The organism is Caballeronia sp. LZ065 (assembly GCF_031450975.1).
Taxonomy (GTDB): Bacteria; Pseudomonadota; Gammaproteobacteria; order Burkholderiales; family Burkholderiaceae; genus Caballeronia.
Genome location: NZ_JARUXV010000002.1, coordinates 1,018,324 through 1,034,599, shown reverse-complemented (window position 1 = coordinate 1,034,599; position 16,276 = coordinate 1,018,324). Strand labels below are relative to the sequence as shown.

13 protein-coding genes are annotated in these 16,276 nt (G+C 67.2%); 2 read left to right on the top strand and 11 right to left on the bottom strand.

Going from position 1 to position 16,276, the window contains the following annotated elements:
* The first annotated feature begins 18 nt into the window (after nucleotides 1–18).
* Both QCE63_RS18775 and QCE63_RS18770 read left to right on the top strand, forming a co-directional pair.
* Nucleotides 19–948, top strand: coding sequence for a LysR substrate-binding domain-containing protein (locus tag QCE63_RS18775; protein ID WP_309835055.1), 930 nt, complete (start codon nucleotides 19–21; stop codon nucleotides 946–948).
* A gap of 63 nt (nucleotides 949–1,011) precedes the next feature.
* The gene (locus QCE63_RS18770; RefSeq protein ID WP_309835053.1) at nucleotides 1,012–2,040 is read left to right on the top strand and encodes a hypothetical protein; all 1,029 of its coding nucleotides are present in this window, start codon (nucleotides 1,012–1,014) and stop codon (nucleotides 2,038–2,040) included.
* A gap of 15 nt (nucleotides 2,041–2,055) precedes the next feature.
* Here QCE63_RS18770 and QCE63_RS18765 read toward each other — a convergent pair whose 3' ends face one another.
* The 11 genes from QCE63_RS18765 to tssI all read right to left on the bottom strand — a co-directional run.
* The gene (locus QCE63_RS18765; RefSeq protein ID WP_309835050.1) at nucleotides 2,056–2,883 is read right to left on the bottom strand and encodes a peptidase; all 828 of its coding nucleotides are present in this window, start codon (nucleotides 2,881–2,883) and stop codon (nucleotides 2,056–2,058) included.
* Between the two features lie 19 nt (nucleotides 2,884–2,902).
* Nucleotides 2,903–3,787: an FHA domain-containing protein gene (locus QCE63_RS18760; RefSeq protein WP_309835048.1), complete on the bottom strand. Its 885-nt coding sequence runs from the start codon at nucleotides 3,785–3,787 to the stop codon at nucleotides 2,903–2,905.
* Between the two features lie 38 nt (nucleotides 3,788–3,825).
* Nucleotides 3,826–7,374, bottom strand: a complete 3,549-nt coding sequence (gene tssM, locus QCE63_RS18755) for a type VI secretion system membrane subunit TssM (RefSeq protein WP_309835047.1) — start codon at nucleotides 7,372–7,374, stop codon at nucleotides 3,826–3,828.
* A complete protein-coding gene (gene icmH / locus QCE63_RS18750) occupies nucleotides 7,371–8,627 on the bottom strand; it encodes a type IVB secretion system protein IcmH/DotU (protein ID WP_309835045.1) in 1,257 nt (418 codons plus the stop codon). Before icmH ends, tssM begins: the two co-directional genes overlap by 4 nt.
* A gap of 57 nt (nucleotides 8,628–8,684) precedes the next feature.
* Nucleotides 8,685–10,055, bottom strand: a complete 1,371-nt coding sequence (gene tssK / locus QCE63_RS18745; RefSeq protein WP_309835043.1) for a type VI secretion system baseplate subunit TssK — start codon at nucleotides 10,053–10,055, stop codon at nucleotides 8,685–8,687.
* Nucleotides 10,056–10,063: 8 nt separating this feature from the next.
* A complete protein-coding gene (gene tssJ, locus QCE63_RS18740; RefSeq protein ID WP_309835041.1) occupies nucleotides 10,064–10,576 on the bottom strand; it encodes a type VI secretion system lipoprotein TssJ in 513 nt (170 codons plus the stop codon).
* Nucleotides 10,577–10,590: 14 nt separating this feature from the next.
* Nucleotides 10,591–10,980 (bottom strand): PAAR-like domain-containing protein, encoded by a 390-nt coding sequence (locus QCE63_RS18735; RefSeq protein WP_309835038.1) that lies wholly within the window; start codon nucleotides 10,978–10,980, stop codon nucleotides 10,591–10,593.
* A gap of 17 nt (nucleotides 10,981–10,997) precedes the next feature.
* A complete protein-coding gene (locus tag QCE63_RS18730) occupies nucleotides 10,998–11,660 on the bottom strand; it encodes a DUF3540 domain-containing protein (protein WP_309835036.1) in 663 nt (220 codons plus the stop codon).
* Nucleotides 11,661–11,678: 18 nt separating this feature from the next.
* On the bottom strand, nucleotides 11,679–12,752 hold the full coding sequence (locus QCE63_RS18725) for a pentapeptide repeat-containing protein (protein ID WP_309835034.1): 1,074 nt from the start codon (nucleotides 12,750–12,752) through the stop codon (nucleotides 11,679–11,681).
* A complete protein-coding gene (locus QCE63_RS18720; protein ID WP_309835032.1) occupies nucleotides 12,749–15,196 on the bottom strand; it encodes a DUF2169 domain-containing protein in 2,448 nt (815 codons plus the stop codon). Before QCE63_RS18720 ends, QCE63_RS18725 begins: the two co-directional genes overlap by 4 nt.
* Nucleotides 15,197–15,225: 29 nt before the next feature.
* Nucleotides 15,226–16,276 (bottom strand): type VI secretion system tip protein TssI/VgrG (tssI, locus tag QCE63_RS18715; protein ID WP_309835030.1); only part of this gene is annotated, 1,051 nt, incomplete at its 5' end.

Here is a 16,276-nt window from a genome sequence, read left to right as displayed (position 1 = left end):
CATCAGGGGAAAAAGAGTATGAACAAGTTCAGCGACATGGCGACGTTCGTGGCCGTAGTGGAAGCCGCGAGTATTTCCGAGGCCGCCCGCCGCCTTGGGGCAACCAAGTCGATCGTGAGCGAGCGCATCTCCCAGCTCGAACGCTATCTGGGTTGCGCGCTGCTCGAGCGGGGCCGGCCGCTGCGGACGACCGGGCCGGGTCTCGTGTTCTACAAGAGCGCGGTGCAGATCCTGGAGGAAGTCGAGTTCGCGGAAGAGTCGGTGCGCGATAGCCAGTCGAGCCTGCGCGGTGCGCTGCGCATCGTGGTGCCGACCAGCCTGCTGGCGTCGCACCTCGGGCCGGTCCTTACCACGTTCGCGGCAAGGCATCCCGATCTGTGCCTCGATGTCGAAGCGCAGAACCGCATCGGCAACCTGCAGGACGGACAGTACGACGTCGCGATCCGGACCGGAGAACTGCCGGATTCCCGGCTGGTGGCCCGCACGATCACGGCCAATCACACCCTGGTGTGCGCGAGCCCGGCGTATCTGGAGAAGCGCGGCACGCCGGCGCATCCCGGCGACCTCATCCACCATGACGGCCTCAACAACTGCAATTTCGAACCCAACGGCATGTGGAGCCTGATGGTGGACGGCAAGTATCGCTCGTTCCGCATCGGCCGCCGCATGCGCGCCGACTCGGGCGCCGTCCTGCTGGAGGCCGTGCGCGCCGGCCTCGGACTCGCGATCCTGCCGACCTTCGTCGCGGCGGATGCCATCCTCGCGGGCGATGTGGTGCCGGTGCTGCAGGACTACGCGCCGAGCGGCGGGCGGATTTCGGCGGTGTATCGCAAGACGGTGGGCACGCCGCCGCGCATCAAGGTGCTGGTCGATCACCTGATCGAGGAGATCGGCGAACCCGCGCGCTGGGACACGCAACTGATCAACTCGGGCCTCGTGCGGATCTAGGCGCGCGTTCCGGCACGCCTGTCCCTGACACGCATAACCACCGACCGGCGGAAGTCTCGAGCAATGAGCCGTGAGCTCCACAATCTGTTCCGTGAGGCGGGCGGCAGCATGGCCGGGAGCCAGCGCGCCGTGGTGCGGGAAGGGTCGGTCGAACTGCGGCTCGACGACGCCGGCGACGACGAAGTCATGCTCCAGCGTGTCCTCACGCGGGGTGACGGCAGTGTCGTCGTGCAGCTGTTGCCGGTGTCCGGCGTGGCGGAACTGATCGAGTTCCGCGAGAGCGATCCCTACAAGGAAATGCTGGCGCAACACTACCGCACCTGTCTCGATGCCATTGCCCACCGCGCACGCGCGCACGGCGCGGTGCGGCCGCCAGCGAGCGTGTCCGAGTGCATGAGCGAACTTGACGTGTCGAGGCTCATGCGCTCGGTGTGTCAGCGCCATGGCGGCACGTTCGCCCTGTTTCACTGGCTCTCGACCACGCCGGGATCGGCGCCCAGCCGGGCGATCTACGACACCCACGTGATCCTGGCTGCCTGTTCGCCGGGCTGGCTGCAGACCTACGTGCGCCGCGTCGTGACGGACCCGGTGCTGGAATATGCCCGGAACGAGCATTTTCCAGTGCGCGGCCTCGGCACGTTCGCCGGATCGGGCGGTTCCTGGCTGGGCGCCGAGGCCCATCAGCACGGACTGCTCAACCACGTCTTCTTTCCCGCCAACCGTGGCGGCGCCAACGGCCGCGTGTTCGGCCTGCTGCACGTTGGGTCCGAGGGGGCCGCGCCGGCGGGAGAGGAGCGGATCTGGCAGGGTCAACGCGAGTTGCGCGGCCTGGCTGAAGAACTGCTCGACTGGCCGTCGATCCGCTTCCGCCGCACGGCCGCCTTGCAGTACAGGCTCAGCGACTCCGAGCGCATCATTCTCGAATGGATCCGGCGCGGCGGCGACGCGCGCCACGCCGCCGCCGATCTCTCCGTGACGCAGCGACAGGTCTACCGGCTGTACAAGTCGATCAAGAAGAAGCTCGGACTCGACGACATCCGCGCATGCGCCCGCATGGCCGCCGATGTCGGCCTGCTCGGACGGTTCAGGTAAGACGCCGGTCCCGCATCAGCCCGCGCGTCTTGCCTTGCGCGCGCGGGGCACGCCTTCGGGCTCGCCCCAGATGAGCGAAGGCATGCTCTTGAGCGCGGCATCGACACGCTCGCACCACGCGCGCCGCAAGTTGCGCGGATAGTCGTGATGCTGATCCAGCGACGTGAACCGGTCCACGCGGAACGTGTCGCGCTCGTAAGCCAGCAGATCGAGCGGATAGGCCACCGAGAGATTCGCGCGCAGGGTCGCATCCATTGAGAGCAACGCGCACTTGGCTGCTTCGTCGAGGGACAGCCCGCGCCGCGTGAATGCCCAGTCGAGCATCGGACGGCCATGGCGCGACTCCCCGATCTGCAGATAAGGCATGGCAGCCGACGCGCATACCGCGTTGCCGCTCGGATAGATCATGAAGAGTTGCGGCTCCGGCGGCGCGACAGGCTCGCCGTCGCGGAGCGGCCGTGCCGGCGGCATGACGGCATGCGTGCGTATCTGGCCGCCGAGAATGAAGCTGCAATTGAAGTCGAGCTCGAACGCCTCCAGCGCGGACGCCTCGCGCCGATGCACGGCGCGCACGGCATCGGCGACCATGCCGGCTGCCGCTCGCAGCGTCGGCGCCGTCAGCAGGGACGCGCTGCCGCCGTCGCAGGCGTCTTTCAGCAGATCGACGACCGCCTGGGTCTGCGCCAGGCTGCCCGCGCCGAGCAGCACCAGCACGCGCTCGCCGGGCGTTTCGAACACGGTCATCTTGCGCGCCTCGGCGACTTCCTCGACGCCCGCGCTGACACGAGTGTCCGACAGGAACACGAGGCCGTCATCCACGCTGATCGCCACGCAGTAGGTCATGAAATCTCCTTCAGGGCGTTCATTGGAGATCGCCGCGCGTGCGGAATTCGAGATAGCGCAGCAACGAGCCCAGCGTGTGCATCAGTTCCGGCGTGAGCTGCGCGGGCGGCAGCGCCTGCTCGGCCTGCCAGCCGCCGCCGGCGGCCAGGGCGCGGGCGAGTTCGATCCAGCGCGACAGTTCCGGCGATGCGCCGCGCACGTTCGCGCTCGCCTCGATGTTTCGGGGCGGCGGCGCGGCGGGCGTGTCGTCCTCATGCGGATGGAGTGCGCCGAAGTGGCTGTCGTAGTGCATCGCGCCGTCGTCCAGGCTGGCTGTCCGCGAATACTCGGACTTGAGCCCGCCGGAGCGCTCCGCGAACAACGGCGCGCCGAACTCCGCCAGGCCGGGCATGCCCATCGGATCCTCCGGGCCGCTGAGCAGCGTGCGGTTCACGCCGTCCTGCTGCGCGAACAGCAGCAGCGGGTCGGAAGGCAGATCCAGGAGGTCCGGCAAGGCCGTGCCGGTCAGGCTGGTCAGCGTGCTTTCCTTGGCCGTAGCGCTGGTCTCTGGCGAGGGGGCGGCCGGCGCGAGATTCCAGTTGGCCGGGGCGGCGTCGCTGGCGAGGAGTGTGTACGGACCCACCGCGATGCGGTCGCCCGGCGCGATGCCCGCCCGCTCGCCCGCCGCGAGCGGGCGGTCGTTCAACGCCACGGACGCGGCGGGGCCCAGGTTCTCGATGTGCCAGCCGTCTTCGTGATGCAGCACCGCGTGCCGCTCGATGACCCGCAAGGCTTCGTCGGGCAGGATCAGCAGATTGCCGTCGGCCCGGCCGATGCCCGCGCCGTCGGCGTCGCAGGTCGCGCTCAGGCGGGACGTCAGGATCTTGTTGTCGTACGCAATGGCGGTCAGTCTGAGAGGTCGCATGAGGGACTCGCTATCTGTGTTGCTGTGGTGCAAGGCGTTCACGACGGACATGCGAAGGCCCTCATCTGCGGCAGGAAGAACGGGTCGTAGGCGCTATTGCTGCGAATCGTCATCGACAGCTTGTGGCCGTCCACCGTGAACGTGGCGACGAAGCCGTCCGCGTTGCCGTTGGGCACGATGCTCGCCTGATCGAACAGGTGTTGCAGCGCCCACGGACCCTGCGTGCGGATGCCCGACGCGCCCGACGGCGTCACGACCTGCAGGCTGACCACTTCGCTGTGCGATCCGGGCCATTGCATGTTGACGGGAATCTGCGGGCCATGCGCGTAACGCATGCTTTGGCCGCCGACGTCGAGCACGAATTCCGTGATCGCGGGATCCAGGTCGAGCGGCGTCATGGAAAAGCCATACGACATCGAAGCCGCGTTGCCCGCGAAGAACACGTTGCGGATGATCGACGCATTGTGGAACGAGCCCGCGAAGCCGCCGCCCGGATCGGCATTGAACGACGCCGTGTCCGCGCTCGTCGTCACGGCGTGCGTCAGGTTCTTCTGATAGAAGTCGTCCATCAGGCCGCCTGGCGAGAACATCCGCGAGAAGTCGCTGCTCGCCACGTCATGATTCGAATTGCGTGCGAACGGATAGCGTCCCGCGATGGTCTGCGCGCACACCGCGCCCACGCTGGAGTAAGCGTTCTTGCGCAGATCGCGCTTCATCATGCCGTTGACCTGCGCCTCGCCGGTCTTCGAGACGTCGGTGACGATCCCCTGCATCTGCGACGGCATGCGTCCCGCCTCGGCCTTCAGCCGGTTGAACACGTCGGTCTGGGGCGGCGGATTGTTGCTGTCCACCGCGCCGTTCACCGACACCAGATACTGATACAGCCCGTCGATGGTCTTCAGCACGTCGTCGATCGGCGCCGGGCCCTTGTCGTTGACGTCGCCGGTCAGCACCAGATGCCTGAGCGATGCGAAATGATCGTCGACGATGCTCTCGGGCTGCTCGCCGGAACTGCTGCTCGCGGGCGACGATTCGTCGCCGAACATTTGCGCCAGCGATCTGCGCGCCTCGCCGATGCGTTCGGCAATGCGCCCGGTATCGCGCCGGACCTGCGCGCCGTGGCCATCCAGCAGATCGGTCTGACGGGCGACCGCCGTGAAGAACAGCTTGAGCGGCGAGTCGCGCGAGGACAGCGTGCGGGCAATCTGCATGCTCTGCACCAGCGACTGGCTGGGCACGACCTTGATGTCGGCGAGATAGTCGTCCCAGGTCTGGATGAAGTCGCCGAAATACTGGCGCTTGACCGCGTCGATCAACTGGCGGCGCGAATCGCCGCTCTCCTGGCCGGCGGCGTCGGCGGGCACGCCGAGCACCCAGTGATCCTCGCGGCGCATCTGCTCGACCGCGTCGTCGATATCCTTGTTGATGTGCTCCCAGTAACCGCTCACGGTGAACAGCGCGGGCACGCCTTCGGTGATGGGCCGTCCGCTCTTGCGCGTCAGCACGAGGCTCGCTTCCGGACCGCCGGCGGAGGCGATGGAAATGGCGGGCGCCTTGATGGCGTCCATCTCCTTGCGGCGCAGGTAATGGTAGGTGCGCTGCGCGAACGGCATTTGCAGCAGGCGGCTGCGCACGGTGCTCACGAGCGTGTTGTCGAGCGGAAACGGCGAGGCGAGCGGCCCCAGCGCGACGAGATCCGAGAGCTGGCCGTCGATCAAGGAACGCGCCTCCTTCGTGGCATTGCTGGGCAGCGCGTGGTTGACGTTCAGTTGCAGCCAGGCGGCGAGGAATTCGGGATCCCAGGTCTTCTGGTCGTAGAGCATCAGATAGGCCTTCAGCGCGTCATAGGTGAATTCCAGGTCGGCGGACGGCGCGCCTTCGAGGATGTCGTGAATGCGCACCGCGACCACCGGCAGCAGCTTTTCCCGCAGCGTCTTCCGATAGAGCTCGCCGGTTGCGTCGACGATCTTGTCGCCCTGGTACAGGCCCATGCGGTGACTCAGCGTGGAGGGATTCTCGACGTCGATGACCGGACTCTCCGGCAAGGCCCGTTCCATCTCGAGCAGCGGCGCGAGCGCGCTGACATCGCCGGGCGGCACTTCCAGCGGCGCGCCGGCGTAGTGATCGAGGTCGGCTGTCTGCCCGGCGACATCGCGCAGGAAGGTCCGGTTGGACATATAGCTGTTGGTCCAGAGCGCGGCCAGCACGGTCAGCGCCAGTCCGGTGCAAAGCAGCGCCCCGCCGTGCATCAGCATGCGCCTGACGGTTTGCGCGCGGTTCCGGCCGGCCCACGCGCTTTCCTCCAGCAACACGTCCGGCAGCAGCCGCGCGAGGAACGTGCTGCCGAGGCGCGGCGCCAGGGCCGGCATGGCCTGAGCGGCCGCCAGTCCCAGCCGCTGGCGCCGTTCGCCGAGCACCAGGTCGAGCGGCTCGCCGCCCTGTCGCGCGCTGGTGAAATAGACGCCGCGCACGGCAAGATTGGTTTCGTATTGCGAGTGACGCGACAGTTCTCCGTACCACTGCGCGAGCCGTGGCCTGAGCGCGGCGAACTGCTGCGGAAACACATAGATGTCCTGGCGCTTGCGCACGTCGGGTTCGCGGGCGAGGGTATCGGCGAGGCCGTCGTTGAGGCGGTCGAGCAGCGCCGCAAGTCCGTTTTCGAAAGCGACGTCCGGCGCCGCGCCGGGATCGGCCGGGCGCGTCCAGCCCCACACTTGCGCGCGCGCTTCGGAGGGCAGGGCGTCGAAGGTATCGGGGAAGCCTGCGAGACGGTCCATCTTGGTCACGACGAGATACACCGGCAGCACGATCCCGGCTTCTTCCTGCATGCGTTGCAGACGCGCGCGATGCCGGGCGATCAGCTCGAGACAGTGGCGCTCGTCGGCATGCATCAGGTCGTCGACGGGCAGCGCGAGGATCACGCCGTTGACCGGCTGATCCGCACGGTGCCGCCGCAACAGACGCATCAGCGGAAAGCGCTCGGCGCTGCCGTCGGCGGGCGCGAGGAAGCTGCCTGGCACGTCCACCAGCACGCAGCGATTGCCGAACCACCACGAGCAGTCTTCGAGCGGCGAAGCGGGCCCGGACGACTTGGGCTGCGCGAGCCCGGCTTCGCGGATGAACGAAGTCTTGCCCGCGCCGTCCGAGCCGAGCAGCGCATACCAGGGCAGCGTGTAAACGTAGTGGCCGGTGAGCCGGTCGAGCCAGCCGCGCCAGGGCTTGCCGCGCTCGTGCGTGCCGCGCCTGAGCACGGTGAGCGCGTCGCGCAGCCGCTTTTCGGTCTCGCCCAGCGGCACGCGCCGTTGCTGCACCACCTCGGCGCGGTCGACCCAGCGGGTGCGCGTGCGTCCCCAGGCCCGCGCGATGGCGACGATCCAGCCGAGCCGCCAGAGCAGCCAGATGGCCCAAATCACCAGCACGGCGCCGATCAGCCACTCACGGGCCTCGGGCGTTTCGAACGGATGCGCATTGCCGATTGCGATGAGCGAGAAGTCGTTCCAGATGAGCCAGACGACGATCAGCACCAGAATCGTCACCGCCATTTCGCGGCTGAACAGCGCGCTCCTGATTCGTTGAAAAAAGCTCATTGCGCTGCTCCCTGGGTATTGCTGTCCTGCGGGTTGTGCGAGTCGCCGCCCGGTGCGTTGCCGATCTGCGAGGCCGACGAGCGCATCAGCACGATCTCCACACGACGGTTGCGCGACCGGCCGCCCGCCGTGTCGTTCGACGCGACGGGATTCGCGTCGCCGAGCCCCGCCGCGGTGATATGCCGGCTGGCGGACAAACCGTTCACCAGCAGCATCTGTTCGACGCGCCGGGCGCGCGCCAGCGAGAGCGCGTCATTCGACGGGAATGCCTGGGTGTGCATGGGCTGGTCGTCGGTGAAACCGTTGACGACGATGTCGCCGGGCAACTGGTTCAGCGCGCCCGCAATGCTCGCCAGCACCGGCCGGTACGCGTCCTTCTCGTTGGCCGAACCCGACGCGAACAGGCCGTCGCCGTGAATCGTCACGATGCTGCGGTCAGGCAGATCCTTCACCTCGATCAGCCCGAGGCGGCACAGGCCCTGCAGCAGATTCGCCGCCGTCGGCGTCTTTGCGCTCTGCGCGGCGATGTCGGGCAGCCGCGCGTGGCGAATCGCAGCCGCGACGACGTCGCCGCGCCGATCGGCGGAACTCTTGAATGCCATGAACATGCCGCCCGTCGCCAGTACCGCGCCGATCAGCCAGACCCAGACCGGCACGCGGCCGCGCCGTCCGTTTGCCATGCGCTTGTCCGGCAGCGCATGTTGCGACAGCAGCGCGCCGTACTCGCCGCGTTGCGTCCGCAGGATCCGCAACAGCCGCTGACGGATGCCGTCGAGCTGGCTCTGGCCCTGGTCGAGCACGCGGTAACGGCCTTCGAAGCCCAGTTGCAGGCAGTAGTACTGCAACTCGATCAGATCGAGATGCGCCTCCGGGTTCTGGCACAGCCGCGCCAGCAGCTGGAAGAACTTCTCGCCGCCCCAGGTTTCGCTGTGGAAGGTGACGAGCAGGCTGTGCGTGGACCAGCGCCCCTCGCCGCCCCACTGGGTCAGCGCGATCGCCTCGTCGAGCGCGGTGCAGAGGCAATAGCGCGCGCCGATGATCGTCTCGACCGGAATGCCCAGCATCGTCGCGCGCTCCTGGAACGCGTGCATCTCGCTGACGAGAAAGGTGCGCAAGGCCTCGAGCTCGATGGGGCCGCCGATGCGGATCTGGATAGCCGTATCGAGCAGGTTGTTTGCCGTTGCGAGCAGCAGGGTGCCGCCGCGTGCCGGGGCTGCCGGCGACGCAACCGTATCCGGCGGCGTCAGTGCCATTGCTTCTGCCATAGCGTCTTGAGGTCGGTGAACAGTGAGTCGGGGCGGCGCGCCGGGCTAGCGTTCCTGACTGCGGATTGCCCAGCATTCCATCGAGAGTCCGGGCAGGTCGCCCGCGACATGCAGCGCGAGCCCGCCTGACTTTTCGAGCTGGCCCCACAGTTCCGAGCTGGAGTCCAGCTCGAAGTAGTGGTGATCGACGTGATAGGGAATCTGGCGCGGCGCGACCGGCAGCGCGCGCAGTCCGATACCGGGCAGCTGCAGATGCACGAGGTTGTGCAGATGCTCGACCGGCCCGATCTTGACCTGCGCCGGATAGCGCGTCTGCACGGCTTCGGCGGGGAGGTCCGCGCGCACCGCGAGCACGAAGGCGGCGCGGCGCAGCAGCTCGGGCGTCGGGATGCGGGCCACCCAGACGCGTTGCGCGCGTTCCTGCAACTCGATGGCCACCGCGCTCTGTTCGAGCACGCTCGACAACGAACGCCGCAGTTCGAGCATCAGCGGGCCGAACGAGCTTTGCAGATCGTCGTGGCGATATACCGGCCACACCACCGGGCGCCGTGTCGGGCTGGTGAAGGTGCTGAGATCGCAGGCGAGCCTGAGCCAGTCGCGAAAGAGGATTTCCGGATGCTGCATGCCGGCCTGCTGCACGTGCCAGGTTTCGGACTGCGCGCGGTTCACGAGACCCAGCAGCAGGAAGTCCGCCACTTCGCCGACGCTGCCGCGCCCGGAACGCTTGAGCCGCTGTTCGAGCAGCGCGCCGCGCTGTTCAAGCAGGCCATGCAGTTCGCGCACGAGCCCGGTCAGGACCGGATGACGGATCGCGGACAGCATCGGCGCGATGTAGTCCGGATCGAGCGACACGTGGTTGTCCGGATGGCGCTCGCGCACCCGCACCACGCCGATGCCCTGCCAGTCCGCGCCGAGTTCGGACTCGGGCATCAGGCGCATCTTGCCGAGCTGCACGGCCGCCGGTCCGAGCGAAACCGCAACGTTGTCCGCGAGTTCGGTGTTCTGCGCGACGTAGCGCGCGAGCGAGGCCTGGCTGTCCTCGTAGATCACGTCCACCGCGCCGTGCTGGCGCAGCGGCGCGGCGAGCACGATGCGCTGGTCGCGCAGCGTGGCGGGAACCTCGAGCGGCACCGGCGCGTCCTCGCCGCTATGGAACGAGAACGGCGTGCCGTCAGGCAGCACGCCCTCCGCCGACAACAACGCGATCTTGCCGATCTTGAGCGCGCCATGATCGAGTTCGACATCGGCGAGACCCCAGAAGAACGGCGACGCGCCGGCCGCGCTGCGATGCTGCACGTAGTGCTCGACGTAGCGCTCGAGTTGCTGGAAGTGCTGGGGCCGCAGATACATGCCTTCGGACCACACGACCTTGCTGTGATCGATCCATGATTCGCGCGTCCGGATGGTGTTTTTCATGAGGTTCTTCAACGTTTGCCGAGCGTCACGGTCACGCTCTGGCGAGTGATGTCCACCGCAATCTTTTCGGTGCGGGGCGAGAACTGCCACACCTTGTAGAGGTTGGTGCTCTTCGGCGGCGTCAGCGCCACGGACTGTTTCCACACACGCTTGTCGATCAGCCGATACCCCGCGACGATCCCGAGTTGCGTGGCGAGCGCGCCGCCCGGGCGGTGCAGCGTTTTCGTTTCGCCGGGCTGCATGATGAGTTGCTGCGTGAAGACGAGGTCTTCGCCGAGCGCTTCCTTGGCGCGGTCCTGAAGCGTCGGGAAGCTGGCTGCGTCGAAGGTCGAGGTCGACTTCAGTTCGTACAGGCCGACGAGGATCGGCGACGGCTTGCCGGTCACGCCGAGATTGGCGTCCTCGGCGACGTGCAGCGTGATCTCGTACGGCACGTCCATGTCGCGCTCGGTGGACGCGCATCCGCACATCGCGATGGCCGCGACGACGCAGACCGCACGGTGTGCGAATCCTTTCATCATGGGAACTCCCGGTGTCACGACGCCATGTTCAGCACTTTGGTCTGACTGGGCGAACTGCCGGTGCCCGTGGTGTTGGCGTTGTTCTGCAAGGTGGGATCGGTCATGCGCGTGGTCGGCATGCCTTGCAGCAACACGGTGTTCGCGCCGCGCGAATTGCGCGACGACGCGGATACCGAGCCCGACGCCACGCCGCCTTGCGCGCCGCCCTGATCGCCGTTGGACGCCGGGATCGTGGTGCCCATGTTGTGCGCGAAGCCGCCGCCGACCATCACGTTGGTCACGTTGGGCTGGGCGGACGCGCGCTGCGAGTTGTTGTCGTAGCCTGCCGGCGTGCCGACCGGCGGCGTCTTGTTCACCGACACCGCGTCGTTGCCGCCGCCCGCACTTGAATTCACCATCACCATGTTGGTTCTCCCTGGGTTCAGCCGAGATGGATCTGTTCACCATCGATCTTCGACAGATGTTCGGCGCTCAGCAGCACGTTGCGGCTGTGCAGCCGCATGAGTTCCGTGCTTTCGTGATCGATCTGCGCGGCGCGCACGTGATCCACCGTTTCGCAGGTGCGGAAGCTTTGCTTGCAGACCTGCACGATGTGATCGGCCAGCGTTTCCAGCGAGCGCGTCACGCTGCGCCAGGTCTCCGCGCTCGCCTGCGCCACCGTCGCGCGCAGCGACAGCGTCTGGGTGTGCAACTCGGCGCGCGTGCTGTCGAGTGTCATGTGGTCTGTGCGAATGGCGCAGCGCCGCGCCGCGTCCAGTTCGATATCGCGCGCGCTCGACAGCCGCAAGCCGCCTTCAGCTTCGACGACCAGCGGGCGGGACATGCGCAGCGTGGCCGGCGCGTCGCCGGGCCGCTCGACGATGGCGATCACGAAATGCCCGTGCGTGCGCTCGCGCGTGACCAGCACGGTGTCGCCGCAGGCCGGCGCGAGCAGGCAACTGAACGCGGGCTGGCACGCGATCACTTCACCGTCCAGCGCGACGCCTACGGTCGCGCCGTCGTCGTCGAGTTGCTGGACACGGCCGATGCGCGGCCACTGTGCTTCGATGTGCTGCTGGGTCAACAGGTTGGCAGGATTGCTCATTGAGTGGTTCTCCGGTAATCAGGCAGCAGGCGCCCGGCTGGCGCGCCGGGACGACCATTGTTCGGCCGCATACAGTTCTTCGTCGGTGTCGCGGGCGCCTTCCTTGTCCGACCAGGGCCGTTCTTCCGACTCGGCGCGATGGAACAGCGTGCGTTCGAAGGTGGCGTCTTCGAAGCGGGCGTCGTGCAGCGCCGCGCCCGTGAAATCCGCGGCGTCGAGGCGAGCCGCGTCGAAGCAGGCGGCGCGGCCCTGTGCCTGGCGGAACTGGCTGCCGCGCAGCTGCGCCCGCGAAAAGTCCGCGTTGTCGATGTGCGCCTCGCTCCAGATCGAGCCGGACAGATCGGCGTCGCGACACTGGATGCGTTCGGCCCGGGCGCGGAAGAAGCAGGCCGAGGCCGCGCGCGCGCCGTCGAAGCGCGCGCCTTCGAGCAGCGAGCCAGTGAAGCCGGTGTAAGGCAGATGCGCGTCTTCGAAGCAGACCTTGCTCATGTCGCATTCGATGAACTGGCAGCGCAGCAGCGTCTGGCCGCTGAACGTCTGTCCGCTCAGGTTGCATTCCGCGAAGATCGCGTTGTCGAATGAGGCCTCGGGAAACGCCGCCTGACGCAGATCGACGCGATGGAAGAACACCTTGTGCAACGTGCTGGCGTTGAAACTCACACCGGCCACGGCGGTTTCGTCGAAGAAGCTGAGCGCGAGCCGCGCGTGATCGAAGTGGCTGCCCGCAAGATCGCCTTTCAGGACATTGAAGCTGTCCAGCGCGGCCCGCGTGAAGCGCGCATGCGGCGCGCGGCAATCGACGAAGCTGACGCTCTGCACGGTCGAGGCGGACCAGTCGGCCTGTTCCATGTCGCAATTCAGGAACTGGCTGCCCTTCACGCGCGCGCCGGCCAGCACCGCGTGTTCGAAGCGGCAACGGTCGAACACGCAGTCGGCGAACACGGCGTCCGTCAGGTTCGCGGCGCGAAAATCCACCTTCTCGAAGACGCCGCCCGAACAATCCATGCCTTGCAACGCGGCGCTTTCGAGCAACAGCGCCCTGACCGGCATGCCGTCACGCACCTGCTGTTCAAGTCCGAGCCGATCCATCATGCCGCCTCCGGACGCGCGCGCGGACACCAGATGACCCGTTCCTGATAGGCGTCGTCGAGACGCGTCGCGTCGTCGATCAGCACGTCGCCCAGATTGGCGCGGAACAGATTGGCCTCACGCAGGTCCGCGCCGCGCAGATCCGCGGCGCGCAGCAGGGCCTCGATCAGATCGGCGCCGTGCAGGCTGGCCAGACGCAGGTCGGCGCGGACCAGATAGCCGCGCTCGAAGCGGGCGTCGAGGAACGTGCAGGCTTGCAGATCGGCGTTCGAGAGGTCGCTGTTGGCAATGCGGGCGCGCGTGAAGTCGCTGCGGGCGAGATCGGCCGCGTGCAGATTGACTTCCACCAGCTCGGCTTCCGCGAAGGTGCTCGCATGCAGCGCGCCGCACTGGAGGAAGCACGCCTTGTGCAGACGCGCGCCCTTGAAGCACAGGCGTTGTTCGACCGGAGATTCCGTCAGCCCGAGCCCGATGATGTCGGCGTCGCTGAAGTCCAGCGTCTGCGACGGGCAGCGAAACAGCACGAACTTGCGGATGATCGCGCGGCTGAAGTCCGCCCGGTCGATCTCCTGATCCATCATGACGACGTTGCTGATGCGCGCTTCGCGGAAGAAGCTCGTGCCGAGCCGTCCCTTGCTGAGCTGCGTGCGGTCGAGCGTGGCGCCCGAGAAATCGCATTGTTCGAAGCTGCCTTGCTCGATCACGCTTTGCCGCAGGCAGGCCTCGCGAAAATCGGCGGATTCGCCTTCCACGAGCGAGAGATTCGCTTCGCTCAGGTCGGCGTTGGACAGGCGCGTGCCGCGCAGCTTCGCGCGCACCAGATTGGCCTGCCGCAGACATGCGCCGATGAAGATCGCGCCGCTCAGGTCGGCGCCGTCGAGGCTGGCGCGCGAGAGATCGACACCGGAGAGATCGAGGTTCGAGAGATCCGCTCCGGCGAGATCGGCTTCGATCAGCGACAGGCCGTCCGCGAGCGCCTGCGTCACCCACGCGCGCTTGCTGGCCGCCCGGGCGCTCTGGCCCGGAAGGAGCGGCGGCGCGGGCCGGAATTGCGCGGACTGCAAGTGGGTCTTGCGGCGCATGGCGAGCAGTGCGGGATCGATGACCGCTCCCGGCATCTCCGGCATCTCCGGAGGCGTCGCGTGCTCCGCGGGAGCGGGCGGGCGCGGGGCCGCGAGGATTTCGTCGGCGCGCTCGCGCAGATTGGCAATCTTGCGGTCCGCGTCCGTCTGGGTTTGCTCGACGTAGTCGACCAGTTGCTCCGGTCGCGCGGGCATGGGCGTCGCGGCCGGAGCCGCCGGCGCGCCGAGCGCCTGCGTCTCGCGCTCCAGGCGGTTGAGGAACTGGCGGGCCATCGCATTCGGTTCGCCGGGCGTCCATGCCGAGTCGCCGCTCGCCGCCAGATCTTCCGGGAACAGATCGCCGTCGCGCATCGCGTACAGCACGCCTCGCCGTGGATCGAGTCTGCGCGTGTGAATGTCTTCGTAGTGCGCGGCGGGACGCGGATGGCCGGCGGTCTCGGCGGCCAGCATCAGGCAGGCGATATCGCTTGCATCGAAGCTACGAATTGCCGCCACGCCGTGATAGATCATCACGACCTTCTCGATGTGCGGCAGGAACCAGAGCGTCGTGAGCCGCATCGGGATCTCGCGCCCTGAGGCGGTGTTCGTGTGCCAGGCGAAGGCGCGCACGTGCAGCGGCGGCAGCCGGCCCGCGATGCGCGCGCGCTCCGAATGCAGGTTGACGAGCTCATAGTCGCACGCGGCGGGCAGCGCGCTCAGGTCGGGGAACTGCTGGTCGGCGGGCGCGATGTTGAAGTACGCGGCATCCATGCCGCGCGGATAGCCCGGGAAATCCTCTTCGAGGTAGGTGTCGTCGAGTTCGCCGTACAGCTCGCGACGCTGCGGCCACGAAGAGGGCACCGGCGCGAAGCTGGCGCTGCGCACTGGTGCGTCCGATGACGTCATGAGGTCGTCGGCGTAAGCGAGGTTCGGCAGCTTCGCAGGGGAGGCCTCATGACCCAGGCCGAGTGGATTCTGCGGATAGTCCGCGCCGCCATACGCCTTCGTCCAGTCGAGCGGCATGCGCTCGAACGGGGCGGCGGGCAGGGGCCGCCCGTCCTGCGAGACCCGGTCGCCGGTGACGCGCAGCCGCTTGCTGCTCTGCGCGACCCGCAGACCGACTTCGCAGGCATGCTGGTCATCGCAATGCACGCCGTAGGCCCAGGCGGTGGCCAGATACTCGGGATGGCGTTTCGGCAAGCCGAGATCCAGCGTCTGACCGGCCAGTTCAGCGCCGACCGTGTTCCAGAGCGTCTGCTCGCCGAGGACGCGCGAGGCGTCGCCCAGCGTGGCCATGCACGCCACTGCAACGCCCAGCAGTTCATTGCCCTGGTGACGGTAAGGGCGCGTCAGCACCGTCAGCCGGGTTGGTTTCATGATCTTCATTGCACGTCTTCTTTCATGGGATGCCGGTCTCAGAACTTGACGTCGTAACCGACGGTACGCATCGATGACCCTGTGCTCGATATCGATGAGCCGAGGGTCGAGATGGACGAACCGGTGGCCTTGATTTCGCTCCCCTTGGTTTCGACGGAGAAGGCCCTCGCCGCGACTTCGACGCCCCGGATGCTCATGTTGAAAGCGTGAAGCTGTTCACGCGCGCCGGCGATGATTTCGAACTTGTTGCCTATGCTGAGGCGGTTCTCGACGCCGCTGATGACGGCGTTGGCGACCCCGAACGTCAGAGACGTCGACTCGCCGACGACGAGGGAATTTTTGAATCCGTTCACGGTGACGCTGTAGACGCTGCCGCCCAGGGCGGGATGGAAGAAGTTCTGGACGAAGGCTGGGATCTGGCTGGCCAGCGTATTGAACTGTGGCGTGCCCGATGACGTCGAGTCCGACGTCGACGGCGTGGATTGCTGCATGCCGCTGCGCGCATGGGCGTTCCTGCCGCGCTTGGCAGGTCGCGCGGCCATGGCTTGCTGCAATGGCTCGGCCGTGCTGGCGCCTGTTTGTTGCTGCAACAGACGCTGCGCACCGGAGGGCGGTGGCGAGGTCGAGCTGTCGCCGGAGGCGAGCGGCAGGCCGACCTCGATCGTATGCGAGCCCGCCGTGGCATGCGTGGTGTTGGCTTCGACGGACGTGTCGTAGTTGCGCTCGGCATGCAGCTTGACCTGCTCGGAACCTTGCTTGTCCTCGAAGCGGAACATGTTGGCGTTGCTGCTGTTGCCGTTGGGCGTGCGGGTGAGGAAGCCGCTCTGCGTGGCCGAGTCGGGCAGGTTGAACGGCGGCATCTGCGAGGCGTTGTAGACGCGCCCGGTGATGAGCGGGCGATCGATATCGCCGTTCATGAAGTCCACCACCACTTCCTGACCGATGCGCGGGATATAGATACCGCCATAGTTGGACCCGGCCCATGCATCGGAGACGCGTACCCAGCAGGAGCTGTTCTCATCGCTCTTGCCGTAGCGGTCCCAGCGGAATTGCAGCTTCACGCGGCCGTGCTGATCGGTCCAGATGGTC

Excerpts from the sequence above, each read along its gene's own strand:
- QCE63_RS18775 (WP_309835055.1), top strand. The coding sequence starts at position 19 with ATGAACAAGTTCAGCGACATGGCGACGTTCGTGGCCGTAGTGGAAGCC.
- QCE63_RS18770 (WP_309835053.1), top strand. The coding sequence starts at position 1,012 with ATGAGCCGTGAGCTCCACAATCTGTTCCGTGAGGCGGGCGGCAGCATG.
- QCE63_RS18765 (WP_309835050.1), bottom strand. The coding sequence starts at position 2,883 with ATGACCTACTGCGTGGCGATCAGCGTGGATGACGGCCTCGTGTTCCTG.
- QCE63_RS18760 (WP_309835048.1), bottom strand. The coding sequence starts at position 3,787 with ATGCGACCTCTCAGACTGACCGCCATTGCGTACGACAACAAGATCCTG.
- tssM (WP_309835047.1), bottom strand. The coding sequence starts at position 7,374 with ATGAGCTTTTTTCAACGAATCAGGAGCGCGCTGTTCAGCCGCGAAATG.
- icmH (WP_309835045.1), bottom strand. The coding sequence starts at position 8,627 with ATGGCACTGACGCCGCCGGATACGGTTGCGTCGCCGGCAGCCCCGGCA.
- tssK (WP_309835043.1), bottom strand. The coding sequence starts at position 10,055 with ATGAAAAACACCATCCGGACGCGCGAATCATGGATCGATCACAGCAAG.
- tssJ (WP_309835041.1), bottom strand. The coding sequence starts at position 10,576 with ATGATGAAAGGATTCGCACACCGTGCGGTCTGCGTCGTCGCGGCCATC.
- QCE63_RS18735 (WP_309835038.1), bottom strand. The coding sequence starts at position 10,980 with ATGGTGATGGTGAATTCAAGTGCGGGCGGCGGCAACGACGCGGTGTCG.
- QCE63_RS18730 (WP_309835036.1), bottom strand. The coding sequence starts at position 11,660 with ATGAGCAATCCTGCCAACCTGTTGACCCAGCAGCACATCGAAGCACAG.
- QCE63_RS18725 (WP_309835034.1), bottom strand. The coding sequence starts at position 12,752 with ATGATGGATCGGCTCGGACTTGAACAGCAGGTGCGTGACGGCATGCCG.
- QCE63_RS18720 (WP_309835032.1), bottom strand. The coding sequence starts at position 15,196 with ATGAAGATCATGAAACCAACCCGGCTGACGGTGCTGACGCGCCCTTAC.